The organism is Pauljensenia sp. C0170B5, from assembly GCF_056590195.1.
Window position 1 is genome coordinate 488,382 of the sequence record NZ_JBWPVR010000001.1, and the last position, 16,469, is coordinate 504,850.

At 59.2% G+C, this 16,469-nt stretch carries 14 protein-coding genes and 1 tRNA gene; 11 read left to right on the forward strand and 4 right to left on the reverse strand.

The window, feature by feature from the left end; all coding sequences use genetic code 11:
• Positions 1 to 106: 106 nt before the first annotated feature.
• The 3 genes from msrB to AC1EJZ_RS02220 all read left to right on the forward strand — a co-directional run bounded on the left by msrB (position 107) and on the right by AC1EJZ_RS02220 (position 1,888).
• Positions 107 to 487, forward strand: a complete 381-nt coding sequence (msrB, locus tag AC1EJZ_RS02210) for a peptide-methionine (R)-S-oxide reductase MsrB (RefSeq protein ID WP_070727990.1) — start codon at positions 107 to 109, stop codon at positions 485 to 487.
• Positions 487 to 1,416: an EamA family transporter gene (locus AC1EJZ_RS02215; protein ID WP_480293872.1), complete on the forward strand. Its 930-nt coding sequence runs from the start codon at positions 487 to 489 to the stop codon at positions 1,414 to 1,416. Before msrB ends, AC1EJZ_RS02215 begins: the two co-directional genes overlap by 1 nt.
• A gap of 214 nt (positions 1,417 to 1,630) precedes the next feature.
• Positions 1,631 to 1,888 carry a GlsB/YeaQ/YmgE family stress response membrane protein gene (locus AC1EJZ_RS02220; RefSeq protein ID WP_058237337.1) on the forward strand — a complete coding sequence of 86 codons (258 nt, stop codon included), beginning with the start codon at positions 1,631 to 1,633 and terminating at the stop codon, positions 1,886 to 1,888.
• A gap of 867 nt (positions 1,889 to 2,755) precedes the next feature.
• On the opposite strand, the gene AC1EJZ_RS02225 is transcribed toward AC1EJZ_RS02220, so the two are convergent.
• A tRNA-Lys gene (locus tag AC1EJZ_RS02225) sits at positions 2,756 to 2,831 on the reverse strand.
• A 173-nt stretch (positions 2,832 to 3,004) separates the two neighbouring features.
• Here AC1EJZ_RS02225 and AC1EJZ_RS02230 point away from each other — a divergent pair.
• From AC1EJZ_RS02230 to pstB, 7 genes are all read left to right on the forward strand, one after another.
• Positions 3,005 to 3,640, forward strand: a complete 636-nt coding sequence (locus AC1EJZ_RS02230) for a hypothetical protein (protein ID WP_092648854.1) — start codon at positions 3,005 to 3,007, stop codon at positions 3,638 to 3,640.
• A 21-nt stretch (positions 3,641 to 3,661) separates the two neighbouring features.
• Positions 3,662 to 6,124 (forward strand): RNA degradosome polyphosphate kinase, encoded by a 2,463-nt coding sequence (locus tag AC1EJZ_RS02235; RefSeq protein ID WP_092648853.1) that lies wholly within the window; start codon positions 3,662 to 3,664, stop codon positions 6,122 to 6,124.
• A 121-nt stretch (positions 6,125 to 6,245) separates the two neighbouring features.
• Positions 6,246 to 7,289 (forward strand): NUDIX hydrolase, encoded by a 1,044-nt coding sequence (locus AC1EJZ_RS02240; protein ID WP_058237334.1) that lies wholly within the window; start codon positions 6,246 to 6,248, stop codon positions 7,287 to 7,289.
• 232 nt (positions 7,290 to 7,521) lie between these two features.
• The gene (gene pstS / locus AC1EJZ_RS02245) at positions 7,522 to 8,664 is read left to right on the forward strand and encodes a phosphate ABC transporter substrate-binding protein PstS (protein WP_092648852.1); all 1,143 of its coding nucleotides are present in this window, start codon (positions 7,522 to 7,524) and stop codon (positions 8,662 to 8,664) included.
• 14 nt (positions 8,665 to 8,678) lie between these two features.
• Positions 8,679 to 9,647, forward strand: a complete 969-nt coding sequence (gene pstC, locus AC1EJZ_RS02250; RefSeq protein WP_058237332.1) for a phosphate ABC transporter permease subunit PstC — start codon at positions 8,679 to 8,681, stop codon at positions 9,645 to 9,647.
• Positions 9,647 to 10,633, forward strand: coding sequence for a phosphate ABC transporter permease PstA (gene pstA / locus AC1EJZ_RS02255; protein WP_092648851.1), 987 nt, complete (start codon positions 9,647 to 9,649; stop codon positions 10,631 to 10,633). The genes pstC and pstA overlap by 1 nt, the downstream gene beginning before the upstream one ends.
• A gap of 135 nt (positions 10,634 to 10,768) precedes the next feature.
• A complete protein-coding gene (pstB, locus tag AC1EJZ_RS02260) occupies positions 10,769 to 11,548 on the forward strand; it encodes a phosphate ABC transporter ATP-binding protein PstB (protein WP_058237898.1) in 780 nt (259 codons plus the stop codon).
• Between the two features lie 188 nt (positions 11,549 to 11,736).
• Here pstB and AC1EJZ_RS02265 read toward each other — a convergent pair whose 3' ends face one another.
• From AC1EJZ_RS02265 to AC1EJZ_RS02275, 3 genes are all read right to left on the reverse strand, one after another.
• A complete protein-coding gene (locus tag AC1EJZ_RS02265; RefSeq protein WP_058237331.1) occupies positions 11,737 to 12,225 on the reverse strand; it encodes a septum formation family protein in 489 nt (162 codons plus the stop codon).
• Between the two features lie 238 nt (positions 12,226 to 12,463).
• On the reverse strand, positions 12,464 to 13,528 hold the full coding sequence (locus AC1EJZ_RS02270; protein WP_070727788.1) for an inorganic phosphate transporter: 1,065 nt from the start codon (positions 13,526 to 13,528) through the stop codon (positions 12,464 to 12,466).
• 4 nt (positions 13,529 to 13,532) lie between these two features.
• On the reverse strand, positions 13,533 to 14,162 hold the full coding sequence (locus AC1EJZ_RS02275) for a DUF47 domain-containing protein (RefSeq protein ID WP_058237329.1): 630 nt from the start codon (positions 14,160 to 14,162) through the stop codon (positions 13,533 to 13,535).
• Between the two features lie 320 nt (positions 14,163 to 14,482).
• On the opposite strand from AC1EJZ_RS02275, the gene AC1EJZ_RS02280 reads away from it, so the two are divergent.
• Entirely contained in the window at positions 14,483 to 16,312 is a 1,830-nt protein-coding gene (locus AC1EJZ_RS02280) for a phosphoenolpyruvate carboxykinase (GTP) (RefSeq protein WP_058237328.1), read from the forward strand.
• The last annotated feature ends 157 nt before the right edge of the window (positions 16,313 to 16,469 follow it).

Genomic DNA, 16,469 nt, shown 5'->3' on the forward strand with positions numbered 1-16,469 from the left:
CCTGCGGGAGAGCGGTGACAACGACGGCGGGGCGGTTAATGGCAACGCCGACGAAGCGGTTGCTGACAGTAACGGCAAAGCGGTTACCGACACTAACGGCAAGGTAGTGCGCAGCGAGGAAGAATGGCGCCGCATACTCGACCCCATGGAATACCACGTCCTGCGCGAGGGCGGCACTGAGATGGCGCACACCGGTGCACTGCTCCACGAGGATCGCGAGGGTATCTACCGCTGTAAAGCGTGCGGCGCGGAACTGTTCCGCTCAACCACCAAGTTCGATTCTCTGTGCGGCTGGCCGAGCTTCTATCAGCCAGAAGATGCAGCTGTGACCACCAGTGAGGACCGTTCACACGGCATGGTGCGCACGGAGGTGCGGTGCGCTCGCTGCGATTCTCACCTGGGTCATGTCTTTGACGATGCTCCCCGTCAGCCAACAGGGCTGCGTTACTGCATGAACTCTGTCAGCCTCGACTTTGAAGAGCGCTGATGCCGGGACCGGAACCATTACCGGCACCCCGACCTGCATCCCGAGGTAAAGGCTCCGCTCTGCGAGCTGCTTCAATCGCGATTCCCGCGCCTTTCTTTCTGGTCGGATCGGGGCTCACGCAGTACCTCGGTGCAGCGCTGGCAGTGACCCTGTTCGCCGTCATGACACCCGCTGAAGTAGCATGGGTCCGCATCGCAACGGGTGCGGTTGTGCTGCTGGCGTGGCGCCGCCCTCGTATATGGCGCTTCAATCCGCGTGACCTGGCTGCGTCGGCCCTGTTCGGCATCGTGCTGGGCGGCATGAATATCTGCTTTTACGAGGCGATCCACATTCTGCCGCTGGGCGTGGCGGTCTCCTTAGAGTTCCTCGGCCCGGTCACGGTTGCGGTGGTGACCTCCGGGGGCTGGTCCGGACGTATCGCAGGAGCGCTGGCTTTTGCCGGAGTGGCCTGCATCGGTGGCCTCGGACTGGATCTGAGCGACACCAAGCAGCTCGTTGGTGCGGCCTGGGTGCTCGGGGCTGCAGCCCTATGGGCGGGGTACATCGTGATGGGGCAGTCGATCGCGTCGCGCCGCTCAGGCATCACGAATCTGGCGCTGGGCTGTGGCACTGCCGCACTTGTGTTCGCCCCGTTCTTTTCGGTCGGAGCGGTCAGCGCGTTGAATTCACCGAAACTGGTCGTCATGGCGGTCGGTGTCGGAGTCTTGTCAACGGTGATCCCGTACTCGTTGGAGGCGCTCGCCATGGGCCGCCTCAGTGCCGCCATGTTTGCCCTGTTCAACTCCCTGTTGCCGGCAACGTCGGCGCTGATCGGTGCGGTGACATTGCGGCAACTGCCCAGTGCCTGGTCTCTGGTGGGTCTTGTGTTGATTTCAGTTGCTGTCGGGCTCGCCTCCTACCCGCCTCAGCCGCTTCATCGACGAGGGTGACGCTAGCGCCGCTACTACCTGCCTGAGCTGTTCCAGGTCGACTGCCTTGCTGTGACCTTGCAGCGCGAGCAGCTTGCGTCAACGCCGACTTGACGGGGCAGATGCGGGCGAGATGTCCGCTAGACCAGAACTGGCCGTATTCGGTCTCGCATTGACGCAAAACGTATGAGATCATGAAGATGTCTCTGCTGATCAACAGAATGAGAGAACGATCATGTTGGACATCTTGTGGATGATTATTGCCGGCGCCGTTATCGGTGCAATCGCTCGCGTCTTCATGAAGGGCGACGAGGGTATGGGCATCATCTGGACTATTATCTTGGGTGCTGCCGGTTACGGTATCGCCGGATGGATCGCTGGTGCGCTTGGAGTGGGCACAGTGCTTCGCTGGATCATCGGCGCAGTCGTGGCATTCCTGCTTATCGGTGTCTTCCTCGCAATTCAGGGCAAGTCGAACTCCCTGACGAAGTAACGTTAGCGGATCCGCAGACTGTGGAAAGGCTCGCTCAGAAATGGCCGGGCCTTTCTTTATGTCTGCTCGCCGCTTGAGGTCGCTTGGCGATTAAGCCTGCTTGTCGTCTGTTCGATGCTTAAGCCCGCGTGGCGTCTGCATGGCGCTTCAGCTCGCCTGACGATTAAGCTCGTTTGGCGAGCTTCTGTATGAGTGTTTGCATCGCCGTACCTTCCGAAGCTTTGTACCTGCGTGTGGCCTTGGCGTCTGCGTCCGTTCGGCCGCATCTCGGATTGATGCCTGGCTCTGTCTCGGATTGATGCCGTCTCCGTCTTGGAGCACTGCGCGCAGGTTGTACTCTTTTCTCCGCTTTAAACAGCTCGGTGTACATCCCCTCAAATAGACGCGCATTTGTGCACATTCCCCTAGATCTTAGGCGTGACCGCGCACATTCCCCTAGATCTTCCCTGCTTTGGTGCACATTCCCCTAGCTAAAGTCGGCACCCCAAAAGGACAAAACCTATTTCCGCAGGTCAGCCGCCAGTAGCTTCCGGCGGCCTCGAGCCTCACGCGTTAAATCTAGGGGATTGTGCATTTTTACAAGACTTTTTAGGGGTATGTGCACGAGGAGGGCTTAAATCTAGGGGTATGTGCACGAGGCGGGGCTAGAACTAGGGGTATGTGCACGAGGCGAGGTTAGAACTAGGGGTATGTGCACGCGGAGGGCTTAAATCTAGGGGATTGTGCGCGTTCTGGTGTGTTGTGGCCGGACCGCAGTCGCATTCCACCGAGTGACCTGCGGTTAGAGCATACGCGGCAAGGTCGGCCATATAGTGAAAGACCGGGACACCGCTAACTGATTGTCAACGATGCCCCGACACATCATAATGGTAGGCCCAGGGGGAATCGAACCCCCAACCCACGGATTAAAAGTCCGTTGCTCTGCCAATTGAGCTATAGGCCCATGAGAGCATGGTAATGCATCAGTCCCACGTTGCACTAATCAACGTGACGTGGGAAAAACCACGATCCTCCTCGGATCAGGATTGACGAGGGTGCCCACTCCGTTCAACTACTTGATCAACGCCGTTCACCTTCAGGCGGTAGGCTCGTCATATCACCGAGAAGGAGTCACAGATGAACAGCCAACAGCGTCGCCCTCGTCGGCCAGCAATGCTGGACCCAGCCGACGCCGAACAAATCGTCGGCGACTCCGACCCTGCGGAAATGTCTGCGATTGCGCACTCGTCAGCATGGGCTTTGATGGGAGTCAGTGACGACGACTTCGGGCCTGACGAAATCGAACGCCTGCGCACCACCGTGCGCACGGAAGGCGTGGACGTGCTGGCCGACATGTGGTCACGCAGCCCGGAATTCACATTGCCCGGAGCCTTGTGGCGACTCTACCTGTGGTCGCGCTGGTACCACCGCGACACTGCGTTGGTGCGCGACCGTTTTGTGCGCGGAAGCCATGCGGACATCATCCCCGGCCTTGAACATCCCGTTGACATTCCCGATCTGGAGCACGTGGTACACGAGGTTGACCAATTGCTCGAAGGGCGCCGCCACGACGACGACCTGGCTGACATCATTACTGCAACGTCACGGGCGATGCGGATCGTTGCAGCTGGAGACGCCGAGGGCGGCAAATGGATCGTCGACCCGCGGGACCCGTTGGCATACCCCGTCACCACGCGCGCCCGCGCGCTGATTCAGACCGCAGATGAACTTGACCGATCAGCTGAAGAAGCGCACATCGGTGCGCTCAACTAGTCGCCAGTGTGAGGAAGAATGATGACGAACCCGGAACATGCAGGCAATTCGGACCAACCATTCTCGGCGCCAGATGAACACTGGCCAGCAGACGACACCAACGGCGAGGGTGACGCTCACAGCGCTCACGTCACCAGTGGCAGCGCGGTTGAAGCTGCCCTGGCGAGCGAATTGGTGATCCCTGCCGACAATGAACAGCTCGTCGGTGTCGAACACGAAGACTCCGAATACGACGAGGAAGACGAAGCTACCGACGGCATCCAGGATGGTGAGCACATCACGGTGGGCGCCGACGCGAACTCCTATGAGGAGCGCGCTGAAGATGCCCAGGCCAGCGCCGCACCAGCCTCGACCGTTGAAGATTTCGGCGAGCTGCCGGACAAACGCTTCGCAGACCGTGAACTGTCGTGGATGGCGTTCAATGAACGCGTCCTGGAGCAAAGTGAAGATGAGGATTTGCCGCTGCTGGAACGCGGATGGTTCTCCGCGATTTTCTCCTCCAATCTTGATGAGTTTTACATGGTGCGTGTGGCCGGACTGAAGCGCCGCATCAACGCCGGCATCGCCAAACCGTCTGCCGCTGGTCTGTCGCCGCGTCAGGTCCTGGACGGTATCCAGATGCGCACGCGCGAACTCAGCGAGCGTCAGGCACGCGAGTTCCAGAACGACATCTTGCCCAAGCTGGACGAGCAAGGGATTCATCTGCGCGGGTGGGATCAGCTCACAGATGACCAGCGCTCCAAGATGACGACCTACTTCCGCAGGCAGATTTTCCCCGTCATCACGCCACTTGCCGTGGACCCGTCGCACCCCTTCCCATACATTTCGGGGCTGTCACTGAACCTCGCGGTCGTGGTGCGCAACCCGATTACCTCGAAGCTGCACTTCGCGCGCATCAAGGTGCCGCCGTCGATGCCGCGCCTGATCAACATCGACTCCGCAATGGGCGAGGGGAACGCGGAAAGTTATGTCGACACTGATGAGGGCGCCACGTTCATCACCCTCGAATCAGTCATTGCCGCGCACCTGGACCACCTGTTCCCAGGTGTTGAGATTGTCGAGGCACACTCGTTCAGACTGACCCGTAACGAGGACCTCGAAGTAGAAGAGGATGATGCGGAAAACCTGCTGACCGCGATGGAAGAAGAACTGCTGCGCCGAAAGTTTGGGCCGGTGGTTCGCCTCGAAGTTGAGGATACGATCTCACGCTTCGTACTGGACTTTCTGATCAGCAAGCTGGAAATCACACCCGCTGACGTGATTATGGTGCCGGCACCGCTTGACCTGACGCTGTGCAATGAGCTGCAGGCACTCGATATTCCGCGCCTGAAGTATGAACCGTATGTGCCGGTGACTCCTGCCGGACTGGCAGAGGTTGAATCGGCGCGCCCGACGGATATTTTCGGCGCGATCCGGTCGCACGACGTGCTGCTGCACCATCCGTATGATTCTTTCGCCACCTCCATCCAGAACTTCATCACGCAGGCTGCGCGTGATCCCAATGTGCTGGCCATGAAGCAGACGCTGTACCGCACCTCGGGCGATTCTCCGATTGTGTCGGCGCTGATCGAAGCGGCCGAGAACGGCAAGCAGGTGGTCGCGATCGTGGAGATCAAGGCCCGTTTCGACGAGGAAGCCAACATCGAGTGGGCGCGCAAGCTTGAACGCGCCGGAGTGCACGTCGTCTACGGCATGGTGGGTCTGAAGACGCACTGCAAACTGTCACTGGTGGTGCGTCAGGAGGGCGATCAGCTGCGACGCTATTGCCACGTGGGAACCGGTAACTACCATCCGAAGACGGCGCGCGGCTACGAGGATCTGGGGTTGCTGACCTATAACCGCGATGTGGGTCAGGATCTGACGCGACTGTTCAACCAGCTGTCCGGCTACGCGCCACGCTCCACGTTCCACCGCCTGCTGGTCGCACCGCTGGAAATCCGACCCGGTTTGATCGAGCGGATTTACCAGCAGATTGAGCGCGCGCGGAACGGTCAGCCTGCCTGGATCGGTTTCAAGGTGAATTCGGTTGTTGACGAAGCAGTGATCGATGCTCTGTATCGCGCCAGCCAGGCCGGTGTTCAGGTGGATGTGCTGGTTCGAGGTATCTGCGCAATTCAGGCCGGAGTGCCCGGCTTATCGGAGAATATTCGGGTTCGCTCCATCCTGGGTCGCTTCCTGGAGCATTCGCGTATCTACGCGTTTGGCCCGGAAGGCGAAGAGGAAGTGTGGATCGGGTCGGCTGACCTGATGCACCGCAATCTGGATCGCCGCGTGGAGGCTCTGGTGCGTATCGTGGATCCGTCGCAGGTTAGTTATCTTGCTGACCTGGTGCGTCGAGGCGTGGCGTCGACAACCTCTTCATGGCATCTGCAAGCTGACGGCACGTGGAAGCGGCACAACCGCGATGACGAGGGCAACCGTCTGGAGGATCTGCAGGAAACACTGATGGCGGAGGCATCTGCCCGCGTCGTCGGCCGCAGCTAAGGGACACGCGGACGGGGTTTGCGCCACAGCGCGCAGCCTCGGCGGCCCGCCCACCGCGTGGAGTCGATCGTATTTTTGCCCATCGTCGGCATCATGGCACTGGGTCAGATACGCTTATGACGTGTCCCGTTCCCATCCGTCACCGATACCGAGCCGGCTAGTCAGAGCCGCCGGTGCATTGGTGTGGAGATTTACGCAGTCTGACCGCGACGCCACCCTCGGTGACGTCATTGATCCCGATGACATAGAGGTCCTGCTGGTCCATCGGCCGCGCTACAACGACTGGTCGTGGCCCAAAGGTAAGACTGAACTCAACGAGCCGCTGCCGGTGGCCGCCGTGCGAGAAGTGGAAGAAGAAACCGGCCTGCCGGTCACGCTGGGAGCGCCACTGACCATTCAGCGCTACCGACTTGGCGCGGGCCACATCAAGGAGGTCCACTACTGGGTCGGACAGGCCTGCCAGCCCGATTCTCCAGCACTGCTCAGCCGCCCGCCTGTCCATCAGGCCTCCCGCCGCGAGATCGACAATACGCGCTGGGTGAGCCCGTCACTTGCACGCCGCACGTTGACCCGCCGAGGCGATCGTCGTCTGCTGGATGAGCTCGTAGCTCTGGCTGAAAGCGGTGGACTTGTCAGCTCCACGCTGGCCATTGTGCGCCACTCAAAGGCCGTGAAGCGCGGGCGTTGGGAAGGGTCGGATGCGGATCGCCCCCTAGCGCGTATCGGCGTTCGCCAGAGCATCGACTTGATCGATCTCATGTCAGCATTTGGCATCACGAAGGTCCTGTCCTCGTCGTGGCGACGCTGTGCGTCCACCGTCGGACCGTACGCGTCACTGACCGGCATCGGCATGGAGCTGTTCGACGAGCTGGATGAAAGCGCGATGACAGACAACCCGGCCGCAGGCTCCGCCCTCGTCAATGAAGCAATTGAAAACCCCGGGTCCGCGCCGACGATTATCTGCGCGCACAGGCCCACGCTGCCTGCCCTGTTTGAGCCGATACGCTCGTACTCGCCCTCATCGTTGCACGCCGCGTTCCCAGCGGAGTCGCCGTGGCTCAAGACTGCTCAGATGCTCCTGGCTCATATCGTCATGCACGAGGGCGGCCCGTGCGTTGTTGCCGTGGAAACGTATCGCCCTCTCACCAAGCTGGCGACGCTCTGATGGGCGCAAATCGCGTCCGGAATTGTCACGTTTGAATGAATTTCAGGCCCTAAAAACCGGGCAAAGGTTACAACTTTATAACTGTGTGGGCACCCTCACGTGCAAGTTCACCATTTGTTCATCTTTAACCGGCTTTGCTGTCACTTCCCCCTCTTAGCGTGAGCAATATCCGGGACATTCCGGGTCTATCGTCAACGCGCCGCCACAGTGGCGGCAGAACGGAAGATGATCAATGACAGTGCATGCTCGTACAAAGCTTCTCGCCACTCTGGCAGGTGCCACCACCATGACGCTCGCTCTGGCTGCTTGCGGCGGCGGAGACAAAGCGGAAAGCACAGGCGCGGACAACGGAGCATCCGGCGACTCTCAGTCAGCTCAGGATGAAGTTGCACCTGCGACTGACCTCTCAGGTTCGGTTGCCGGTTCGGGTGCGTCCTCCCAGGAAGCCGCGATGGAAGCTTGGAAGGCAGGCTTCAACGAACTTAACCCTGATGTGACTGTTTCCTACGAGGCAGTTGGCTCAGGTACCGGTATCACACAGTTCACCAGCAAGCAGGTCGCATGGGCCGGATCGGACGCCCCGCTTGAAGGCGACGAGATCGCAGCAGCCGAAGCACGCTGTGGTGGACCTGCATGGGACCTTCCGGTGTACATCTCCCCGGTTGCCGTTATCTTCAACCTTGAGGGTGTCGACTCCCTGAACATGGATGCCGCAACCATCGCCAAGATCTTCGCCGGCGAAATCACCAACTGGAACGATCCGGCAATTGCCAAGGCAAACCCGGATGCGAAGCTCCCAGATCTCGCCATCACCCCTGTTCACCGTTCCGACAAGTCAGGTACGACCGAGAACTTCACCGACTACCTGCACTCAGCTGCTCCCGAGGCATGGCCGACGGATCCAGGCAAGGAATGGCCAGTCTCCGGTGGCGAATCCGGTGACAAGACCTCTGGACTTGTCCAGGCCGTCCAGGCCGGTAACGGCACCATCGGCTACGCCGATGCTTCTCAGGTCGGCAACCTCGGAACTGTCGCACTGGCAGCAGCCGACGGAACCTACGTCTCCTTCTCTGCTGAGACAGCAGCCAAGGCCGCTGAAACGGCTGAGCGCGTTGCGGATCGCGATGCCAACGACATCGCACTGTCCGTGAACCGCGTGCCCGAGACGAACGACTCCTACCCGCTGATTCTGATCTCCTACTCAATCGTGTGCTCCACCTACGAGGATGCGAACGAGGCCGAACTGATCAAGGCATTCATCGGATACCAGGCTTCCGAGGAAGGCCAGCAGATGGCAGCCGACAACGCTGGTGCGGCTCCCATCTCCGAAGCAATGCGCAGTGAAATCAACGGCGTTCTGGACCAGATCAAGTAAGGTACAGGTTCGCGTTGGTTACGACACCTACAACAACGAAGAATAAGAGCTGGGAGAGAACGCCAGGGAGAATCGGTAACAAGGTTTTCGCTGGCCTCTCAACCGCCGCTGCTTCGTTAATCTTGTGCACGCTCGCAGCAGTAGCGATCTTCCTACTGCTGCGGGCGTGGCCCGCGATTTCCGACCCTTCCCTGCGTTTCAAGATGATGGGGTCGGCTGAGGAAGTCACGATTTGGAAGTTCACGGCGCCGCAGATATTCGGCACGATCCTGGCAGCAGTGCTGGCACTGCTCCTGTCCGTTCCTGTTGCAGTCGGTGTCGCCCTCTTTATTTCCCATTACGCACCTCCGCGTATCAGCCAGGTTCTTGGATACCTCGTTGACCTGCTTGCGGCAGTTCCGTCCGTTATTTACGGCCTCTGGGGTGCGATCTGGTTGATCCCGATCCTCATGCCGCTCTATGACTTCCTGGGTAAGTACTTCGACTGGTTCCCACTCTTCGCCGGCACAGTGTCCCCAACGGGCCGTGTACTCGCCTCCGCGGTGGTGATCCTTGCTGTCATGATTTTGCCCATCATTACTTCCGTGTCGCGAGAGGTCTTCCTGCAGACCCCGCGCCTGCACGAAGAGGCTGCTTTGGCCCTTGGTGCCACGAAGTGGGAAATGATCAAGATGGCCGTTCTGCCGTTCGGACGCTCCGGTATCGTGTCAGCGTCCATGCTGGGCCTTGGCCGAGCTCTTGGTGAAACAATGGCTGTCGTCATGGTGCTGTCAGTCGGCAGCAATATTTCATGGCACATCCTCGAGGCAGGTCAGCACTCCACGATTGCGGCCAACATTGCCTTGCAGTTCCCCGAATCAACGGGCATCAACTCGTCGGCTCTGATCGCAACGGGTCTTGCTCTGTTCGCGATCACCCTCATCGTCAACTCGATTGCGCGCTGGATCGTCTCGCGTCGAGCCGCATTCTCAGGAGCGAACTGATGAGCACAGCAACACTTGGTACGAACACTTCGCCGAAGGACGTTTCCGATTCAGACAACAATCGCGGCCATCAGAGCCCGATCCATGAGTCGCTGCCAATCGGAAGAAAACTCACCAATGGCTTCGTGACAGTTCTGGTGACTGTCGCATTCGCTCTTGCCATGATTCCGCTGGTCACGGTGTTGGTCACGGTGATCAGTAATGGCTACCTGCGCACCACGTGGGACTTCCTCGTCAGCGATATGGTCGGCATGTTCGGCGGTAAAGTGGGCGGCGGTATCGCCCACGCACTGGTCGGAACCACACTCGTGACACTGTGGGCGACACTGATTTCTGCGCCGATCGGTATCTTCACGGCAATCTACCTGGTCGAATACGGTAACAACGGGCTCCTGTCGAAGGCCACGACATTTTTCGTCGACGTCATGACCGGCATCCCCTCGATCGTTGCTGGTCTGTTCGCCGCCTCGATCTTCATGTTGTACGACCCCTCCTATCGAGCAGGCATCATCGGCGCGATCGCCTTGTCGGTGTTGATGATCCCGACAGTGGTGCGTTCCAGTGAGGAAATGCTGCGCCTGGTTCCTAACGAACTGCGTGAAGCTGCCTACGCTCTGGGCGTGCCAAAGTGGCGTGTCGTGGTGAAAGTCGTACTGCGTACCGCTGCAGCAGGCCTGACTACCTCCGTCATGCTGGCTATCGCCCGCGTCATCGGTGAAACAGCCCCGCTGCTGATCACCGCAGGCTTCATTGGACGCATGAACGTCAATGTGATGGACGGCCGCATGGCGACACTGCCGGTGTACATCTACCGACAGTACTCGCAGGGCCTGGCCACCTGTCGAGAAGGTGTCGCTAACTGCGTACCCACCATCAACTATGAACGCGCGTGGGCGGCCGCCCTCGTCCTCATCCTGTTGGTGATGGTTCTGAACCTGATTGCCCGAGTGATCGCCAAGATTTTTGCTCCCAAGGGAGGACGCTAAACGATGAGCACAATGGATAATCCCGCGGGGCAGGGCACACAGACAGCCGTGGCAACGCAGACGGAACGCGCTCACGATGAGCCACGTGACGCGTCGCCTTCAAATCTGACAGTGAAAAAAGACGGAGTTAAAACGATGACGACGTGTTTCAATATCACCGATGAACAGATCTACTACGGCGATTTTCTTGCCGTGAAAGATGTGACGGTGGAAATTCCACGCCACGCGATCACCGCGTTGATTGGCCCATCAGGATGTGGCAAGTCGACATTCCTGCGTTCCCTGAACCGCATGCACGAGGTGATCCCCGGTGCGCATGTGGAAGGCAAAGTTGAGCTGGAAGGCGTCGACATCTACGACAAGAAGATCGACCCCGTCCAGGTGCGTCGCCATGTCGGCATGGTGTTCCAGCGCGCCAACCCGTTCCCCACGATGTCGATTCGTGAGAACGTGCTCGCTGGCATGAAGCTCAACGCGCGACGTATGAACAAGGCGATGCAGGACGAGATCGTTGAAAAGTCACTTCGCGGTGCGAACCTGTGGAACGAAGTTAAAGACAGGCTGGACATCCCGGGATCTTCACTGTCTGGTGGCCAGCAGCAGCGTCTGTGTATTGCACGCGCCATCGCGGTGCGCCCCGAGGTCCTTCTGATGGACGAGCCGTGTTCGGCTCTCGACCCGATCTCCACGCTCGCCATTGAGGACCTGATGAACGAGCTGAAGTCGGAGTACACGATCGTTATCGTCACGCACAACATGCAGCAGGCATCGCGTGTGTCGGACAAGACCGGTTTCTTCAACCTGAAGGAAACGGGCGGCTCCGGCGAGCTCGTCGAATTCGACGACACCGAGACGATCTTCTCGAATCCGTCCAAGCAGGCGACCGAGGACTACATCTCCGGACGCTTCGGATAAGATCGCGGGCTTCCTGGCCCGGCAATGCTTCCGGCGGGCAGCTTCTCACCACTTATGAGGCCTCGCGGCCTACTGTCAGACATAGGGTGAGGGGTTGCCCGCCGGGTTTTGTATGCCGTGGGGCGCCCACGTCAATCACTGGCGAGGGCGCCCCACGATTATCGCGTTTTCAACCTTTACGCGGAGCATTACATCTTGGAATCCCTAACTGACTGATTCAGTGTCTGGCCAGTCTCGTGGAAAATGAGGCAGGAAACCACGCGGTCGCCTTCTTTCCATGAATCTTCAGATGGGCTCAACGGCGCCACGTCCAACTGCGAGGCTTCCAAAGGGACACCGACATATTCTTCGAAGTGCTTCGCGCACTCAACGGTGGCCTCATCCGACAGCGACTCAGAGTACTCCGGGGCGTCAATCTCATAGTCGTACATGACTTCGCCGACATGGGGTTCCGAGCATTCAACCACGGGCAGGGATTCCACGATCTCATCTTCAGGCGGGGCCTCGATACACTGGCCAACCTTCAGGTCAAAAGCTGACGTGTCGTTACCCGATCCGAGGAACGAACACCCGGCCAGCATGGATGCCGCCACTGCGAACCCGCATGCACTCAATGCTGCACACACGGTTCGTGATGTCGGGCGATGCGAAGAAGAAAGGTCTTGAAAGTTCAGCATATCGTTCTCACTTAGCGTCGCGCAGTCGCCCTCGTAAATGAGTGGATGAGAGGAAAACGCCACCTGCAACGGAGGCGACAGCTGAGTTGTCAGGACACTTTCATGGTATCGAACGGGGCATGAAAAAGATAGAGAATTTTCGACGAAAACCGGCGCGAACTCGTCGAAAAACGCAGCGCGGACGCTCAGCGCGAGCACGTGTGATTCGGCGGGGGCTGCGCAGCGAGCGTACGTGCTTCTAGACGATGCCAACCAGACCGTGGATGGCGAAGAACATCACTGCCGCCACTGCCGCCGCAGCGGGCAGTGTGAGGAACCATGCGATCACGATGTTTCCAGCCACGCCCCAGCGCACCGCTGAGAATCGCCGGGTTGAACCCACGCCCAGAATTGCCGAGGTGATGGTGTGCGTCGTCGAAATCGGTGCGTGGAAGACGAACGCCGACAGGTAGAGCACGGCGGCAGAAATGGTCTCCGCAACGAAACCGCGTGCAGGATCCAGGTCGATGATTTTGCGGCCCAGGGTGCGCATGATGCGCCAGCCGCCCGAGTATGTGCCCAGCGAGATTGCGCCTGCAGCGGCGAGCTTGACCCACAGAGGAATCTGCATGTCGCCGGTGGCAGGGTCGAACACCTGGTGGGTCTCACCGTAGCCGCCCGCAATGAGGGCCATGACGATGACACCCATCGTCTTTTGAGCATCCTGCAGACCATGACCCAATGCCATTGCTGCAGCTGACAGTGTCTGCGCCAGACGGAAGTTACGCATCGTTCGGTGATACGGGAAGTTTGCGAACAGCCACAGCACAATCTTCATGAGGATGAAACCCAGCAGGAAGCCAATGACGGGGGAGGCAAACATGGGGACGATGACGTGCTGCACGATGCCGGTCCACTTCACGGCAGTCGCGGACGCAAGCCCGGCACCGACCAGACCGCCGATCAACGCATGCGATGACGAGGACGGCAACCCAAACCACCACGTAATCAGGTTCCACGTGCAGGCCCCCACCAGGGCTGCCAGAACAATGACGAGGCCCTCGCGTTGCAGACCCGTATCCGTTGACAGAGAGTAGTGAGAGATGTCGATGATGCCTTCACCGATAGTCTTGGCTACTTCCGTGCCCATGAGCGCGCCGAAGATGTTCATGACGGCGGCCATGATCAAGGCGACGCGGGGGGTCAGCGCGCGGGTCGACACGGACGTCGCGATTGCGTTGGCAGCATCGTGGAATCCGTTGGTGAAGTCGAAAATCAGGGCGATGACGATCACCATTACGACAAGGATCAGATTGAGATCCACCGCTTCAGGACTCCTTCACGGCAATGGCTTCAATACCGTTGGCGAGGTCCTCAAATGCGTCGGTTCCTCGCTCAAGAACCTGCACGACGTCTTTGAGTTTGATGATGGTGACTGGATCCAGAGAGGAGTCGAACAGTGCTGTCAGAGTGTGACGGTAGGCCTTGTCACCCTCGTTTTCGAGGCGGTTGATCTCCACCCAGTAGTCACGCAGGTCAAGTGGAGACTTCAGGCCGGGCAGAGCGGTCGCGGTCTGATCTGCGCAGCGCACCAGAACGTTGATCTGTGCTGCGAGGAGCGTGGCAACGTCCTCGGGAATGTCGTCGAGGCCGTACAGCACGATCAGGTCGCCAGCCTCGTCCATGTAGTCCATGCAGTCGTCGAGCCGACCGGCAAGGAAGCCGAGGTCTTCACGGTCGAACGGGGTCACGAACGACATATTGAGCTTTTTCGTTAACGCATGGTTAAGCTCATCTGCCTCGTGTTCAATTTCGTGAAGTTTGTCGCGGAGGGCGACTCGCTCCAGGGGCAGTGAGCCGAGCATGGATCCCAGAAGATCGACAGCTGATACTAAAAGTGCTGCTTGCTTAGTGAGTAGATCGAAAAACGACGGCCCATCGGACTTACGTAAAGGCATACGGACTCCCAGTATTCACATGTCTGTCAGACATAGTTAACATTAGGGCAAATCGCTGCAAGTTTCACACAAGCAGTTAATTTCGCGAAATCCTCGCGCATACGTGCAGGTGTGCTGGCGAGCTAAATAAGGATTTTCGCACGCGTTTATTCTAAGGCTGGCGCGGAATCGTGCGCCAAACCGGCGGTGAATGTGGAGTCGGACACACCAGCGGTGGGACTATTCGCCCTAGCGAAAACCCCTATGGTGCGAGATGATGGGATCGTAGATCGAGGGCGTGACCGCGCCCTGGAGTACCGAGTGCCTCAGGAGGCAAAAGTATGTCCGTGACCGAACAAGATGTCCGCTCCGCAGCGCCATCAAATGCTCCCGAAGACGTCGTGAGTTGGGTGGCCGAGATTGCTGCTCTGACCACACCTGATGCCATCGAGTTCTCTGATGGCTCCCAGGAAGAATGGGATCGTCTGACTGAGCAGATGGTTGACTCAGGCATGTTCACGCGTCTGAACGAAGAGAAGCGCCCCAACTCCTTCCTGGCTCGTTCTCTGCCGTCTGACGTCGCCCGTGTCGAATCCCGCACATTCATCTGCTGCGAGAAGGAAGAAGACGCCGGCCCGACGAATCACTGGGCAGATCCCAAGGAGATGAAGGCAACTCTGAAGGAGAAGTTCACCGGCGCGATGAAGGGACGCACCATGTACGTGGTGCCGTTCTCCATGGGACCGCTGGGTGGCCCGATTTCTCAGCTCGGCATTGAGATCACCGACTCACCGTACGTTGTGTGCAACATGCGCATCATGACCCGTATGGGTGCCAAGGCTATGGACCTCATCAACGAGGGCAAGCCGTGGGTTCCTGCAGTTCACTCCGTCGGCAAGCCGCTTGCCGAGGGCGAGACTGATACCGAGTGGCCGTGCAACGACGAAAAGTACATCACGCACTTCCCTGAGACCAACGAGATCTGGTCTTACGGCTCCGGTTACGGCGGCAACGCTCTGCTGGGCAAGAAGTGCTTCGCGCTGCGTATTGCATCGACGATGGCTCGCCGCGACGGCTGGATGGCGGAGCACATGCTCATCCTGCGCCTGACCTCTGAGAAGACCGGCGAGCAGTACCACATCACCGCTGCCTTCCCGTCAGCATGTGGCAAGACCAACCTCGCTATGCTGCAGCCGACCATTGACGGCTACAAGGTTGAGACCGTCGGTGACGATATCGCATGGATGCGCCCCGGTCCCGATGGCACCCTGCGCGCCATCAACCCGGAAGCCGGCTTCTTCGGTGTTGCCCCCGGAACGTCCTACAAGACCAACCCGATGGCAATGGAAACCGCCAAGGCCAACTCCATCTTCACCAACGTTGCACTGACTGACGATGGCGACGTGTGGTGGGAAGGCATCGACGGCGACGTGCCTGAGCACCTGATCGACTGGCACGGCAAGGACTGGACGCCGGAGTCCGATGCACCGGCAGCACACCCGAACTCACGTTTCACGGTTCCAGCATCGCAGTGCCCGATCATCTGCCCCGACTGGGAAGCACCAGAAGGCGTGCCGGTCACCGCAATCCTGTTCGGCGGCCGCCGCGCTTCCAACGTTCCGTTGGTTGCTGAGCAGTACGAGCCTGCACACGGTGTGTTCATTGGTGCATCCGTTGCATCCGAGCAGACCGCTGCTGCTGAAGGTTCAGTCGGCTCCCTGCGCCACGACCCATTCGCTATGCTGCCCTTCTGCGGATACAACATGGCTGACTACTGGGGCCACTGGCTGGAGATGCAGAAGGAACTGGGCGACAGGTTCCCGAAGGTCTACCAGGTCAACTGGTTCCGTAAGGACGAGGACGGCAAGTTCATGTGGCCGGGATACGGCGACAACTCCCGCGTTCTCGACTGGATCGTTCGCCGCGCAGCCGGCGAGGTCGAAGCCATCGAAGGCGTCACCGGCCTGTACCCGAAGTTCGAGGACTTCAACCTTGAAGGACTCGATCTTGACAAAGAGGCTTGGGACAAGCTGTTCTTCATCGATCCTGAGGCGTGGGAAGCCGAAATGGATGATACCGAGAAGTACTTCGAACAGTTCGGTGATCATCTGCCGGCAGAAATTACCGAGCAGCTCAAGAAGTTCCGCGATCGCATTGCAGCTGCCAAGTGACGATGCGATCTGCAGAACCCGCAGATCGGTGGTGCGTAGTCTCCCAGTGAGACTCGCAGCCTGAACGTTCAGGGGCTCGTCTGGGAAACCGGACGGGCCCCTTCGTCTTTATCTAGCCATCGTGATCTTCTCGAACGTAGACTAGCCTCAGCGGCGC

Coding starts and splice junctions, on each gene's coding strand:
- AC1EJZ_RS02215 (WP_480293872.1), top strand. CDS start 487: ATGCCGGGACCGGAACCATTACCGGCACCCCGACCTGCATCCCGAGGT.
- AC1EJZ_RS02220 (WP_058237337.1), top strand. CDS start 1,631: ATGTTGGACATCTTGTGGATGATTATTGCCGGCGCCGTTATCGGTGCA.
- AC1EJZ_RS02230 (WP_092648854.1), top strand. CDS start 3,005: ATGAACAGCCAACAGCGTCGCCCTCGTCGGCCAGCAATGCTGGACCCA.
- AC1EJZ_RS02235 (WP_092648853.1), top strand. CDS start 3,662: ATGACGAACCCGGAACATGCAGGCAATTCGGACCAACCATTCTCGGCG.
- pstS (WP_092648852.1), top strand. CDS start 7,522: ATGACAGTGCATGCTCGTACAAAGCTTCTCGCCACTCTGGCAGGTGCC.
- pstA (WP_092648851.1), top strand. CDS start 9,647: ATGAGCACAGCAACACTTGGTACGAACACTTCGCCGAAGGACGTTTCC.
- pstB (WP_058237898.1), top strand. CDS start 10,769: ATGACGACGTGTTTCAATATCACCGATGAACAGATCTACTACGGCGAT.
- AC1EJZ_RS02265 (WP_058237331.1), bottom strand. CDS start 12,225: ATGCTGAACTTTCAAGACCTTTCTTCTTCGCATCGCCCGACATCACGA.
- AC1EJZ_RS02275 (WP_058237329.1), bottom strand. CDS start 14,162: ATGCCTTTACGTAAGTCCGATGGGCCGTCGTTTTTCGATCTACTCACT.
- AC1EJZ_RS02280 (WP_058237328.1), top strand. CDS start 14,483: ATGTCCGTGACCGAACAAGATGTCCGCTCCGCAGCGCCATCAAATGCT.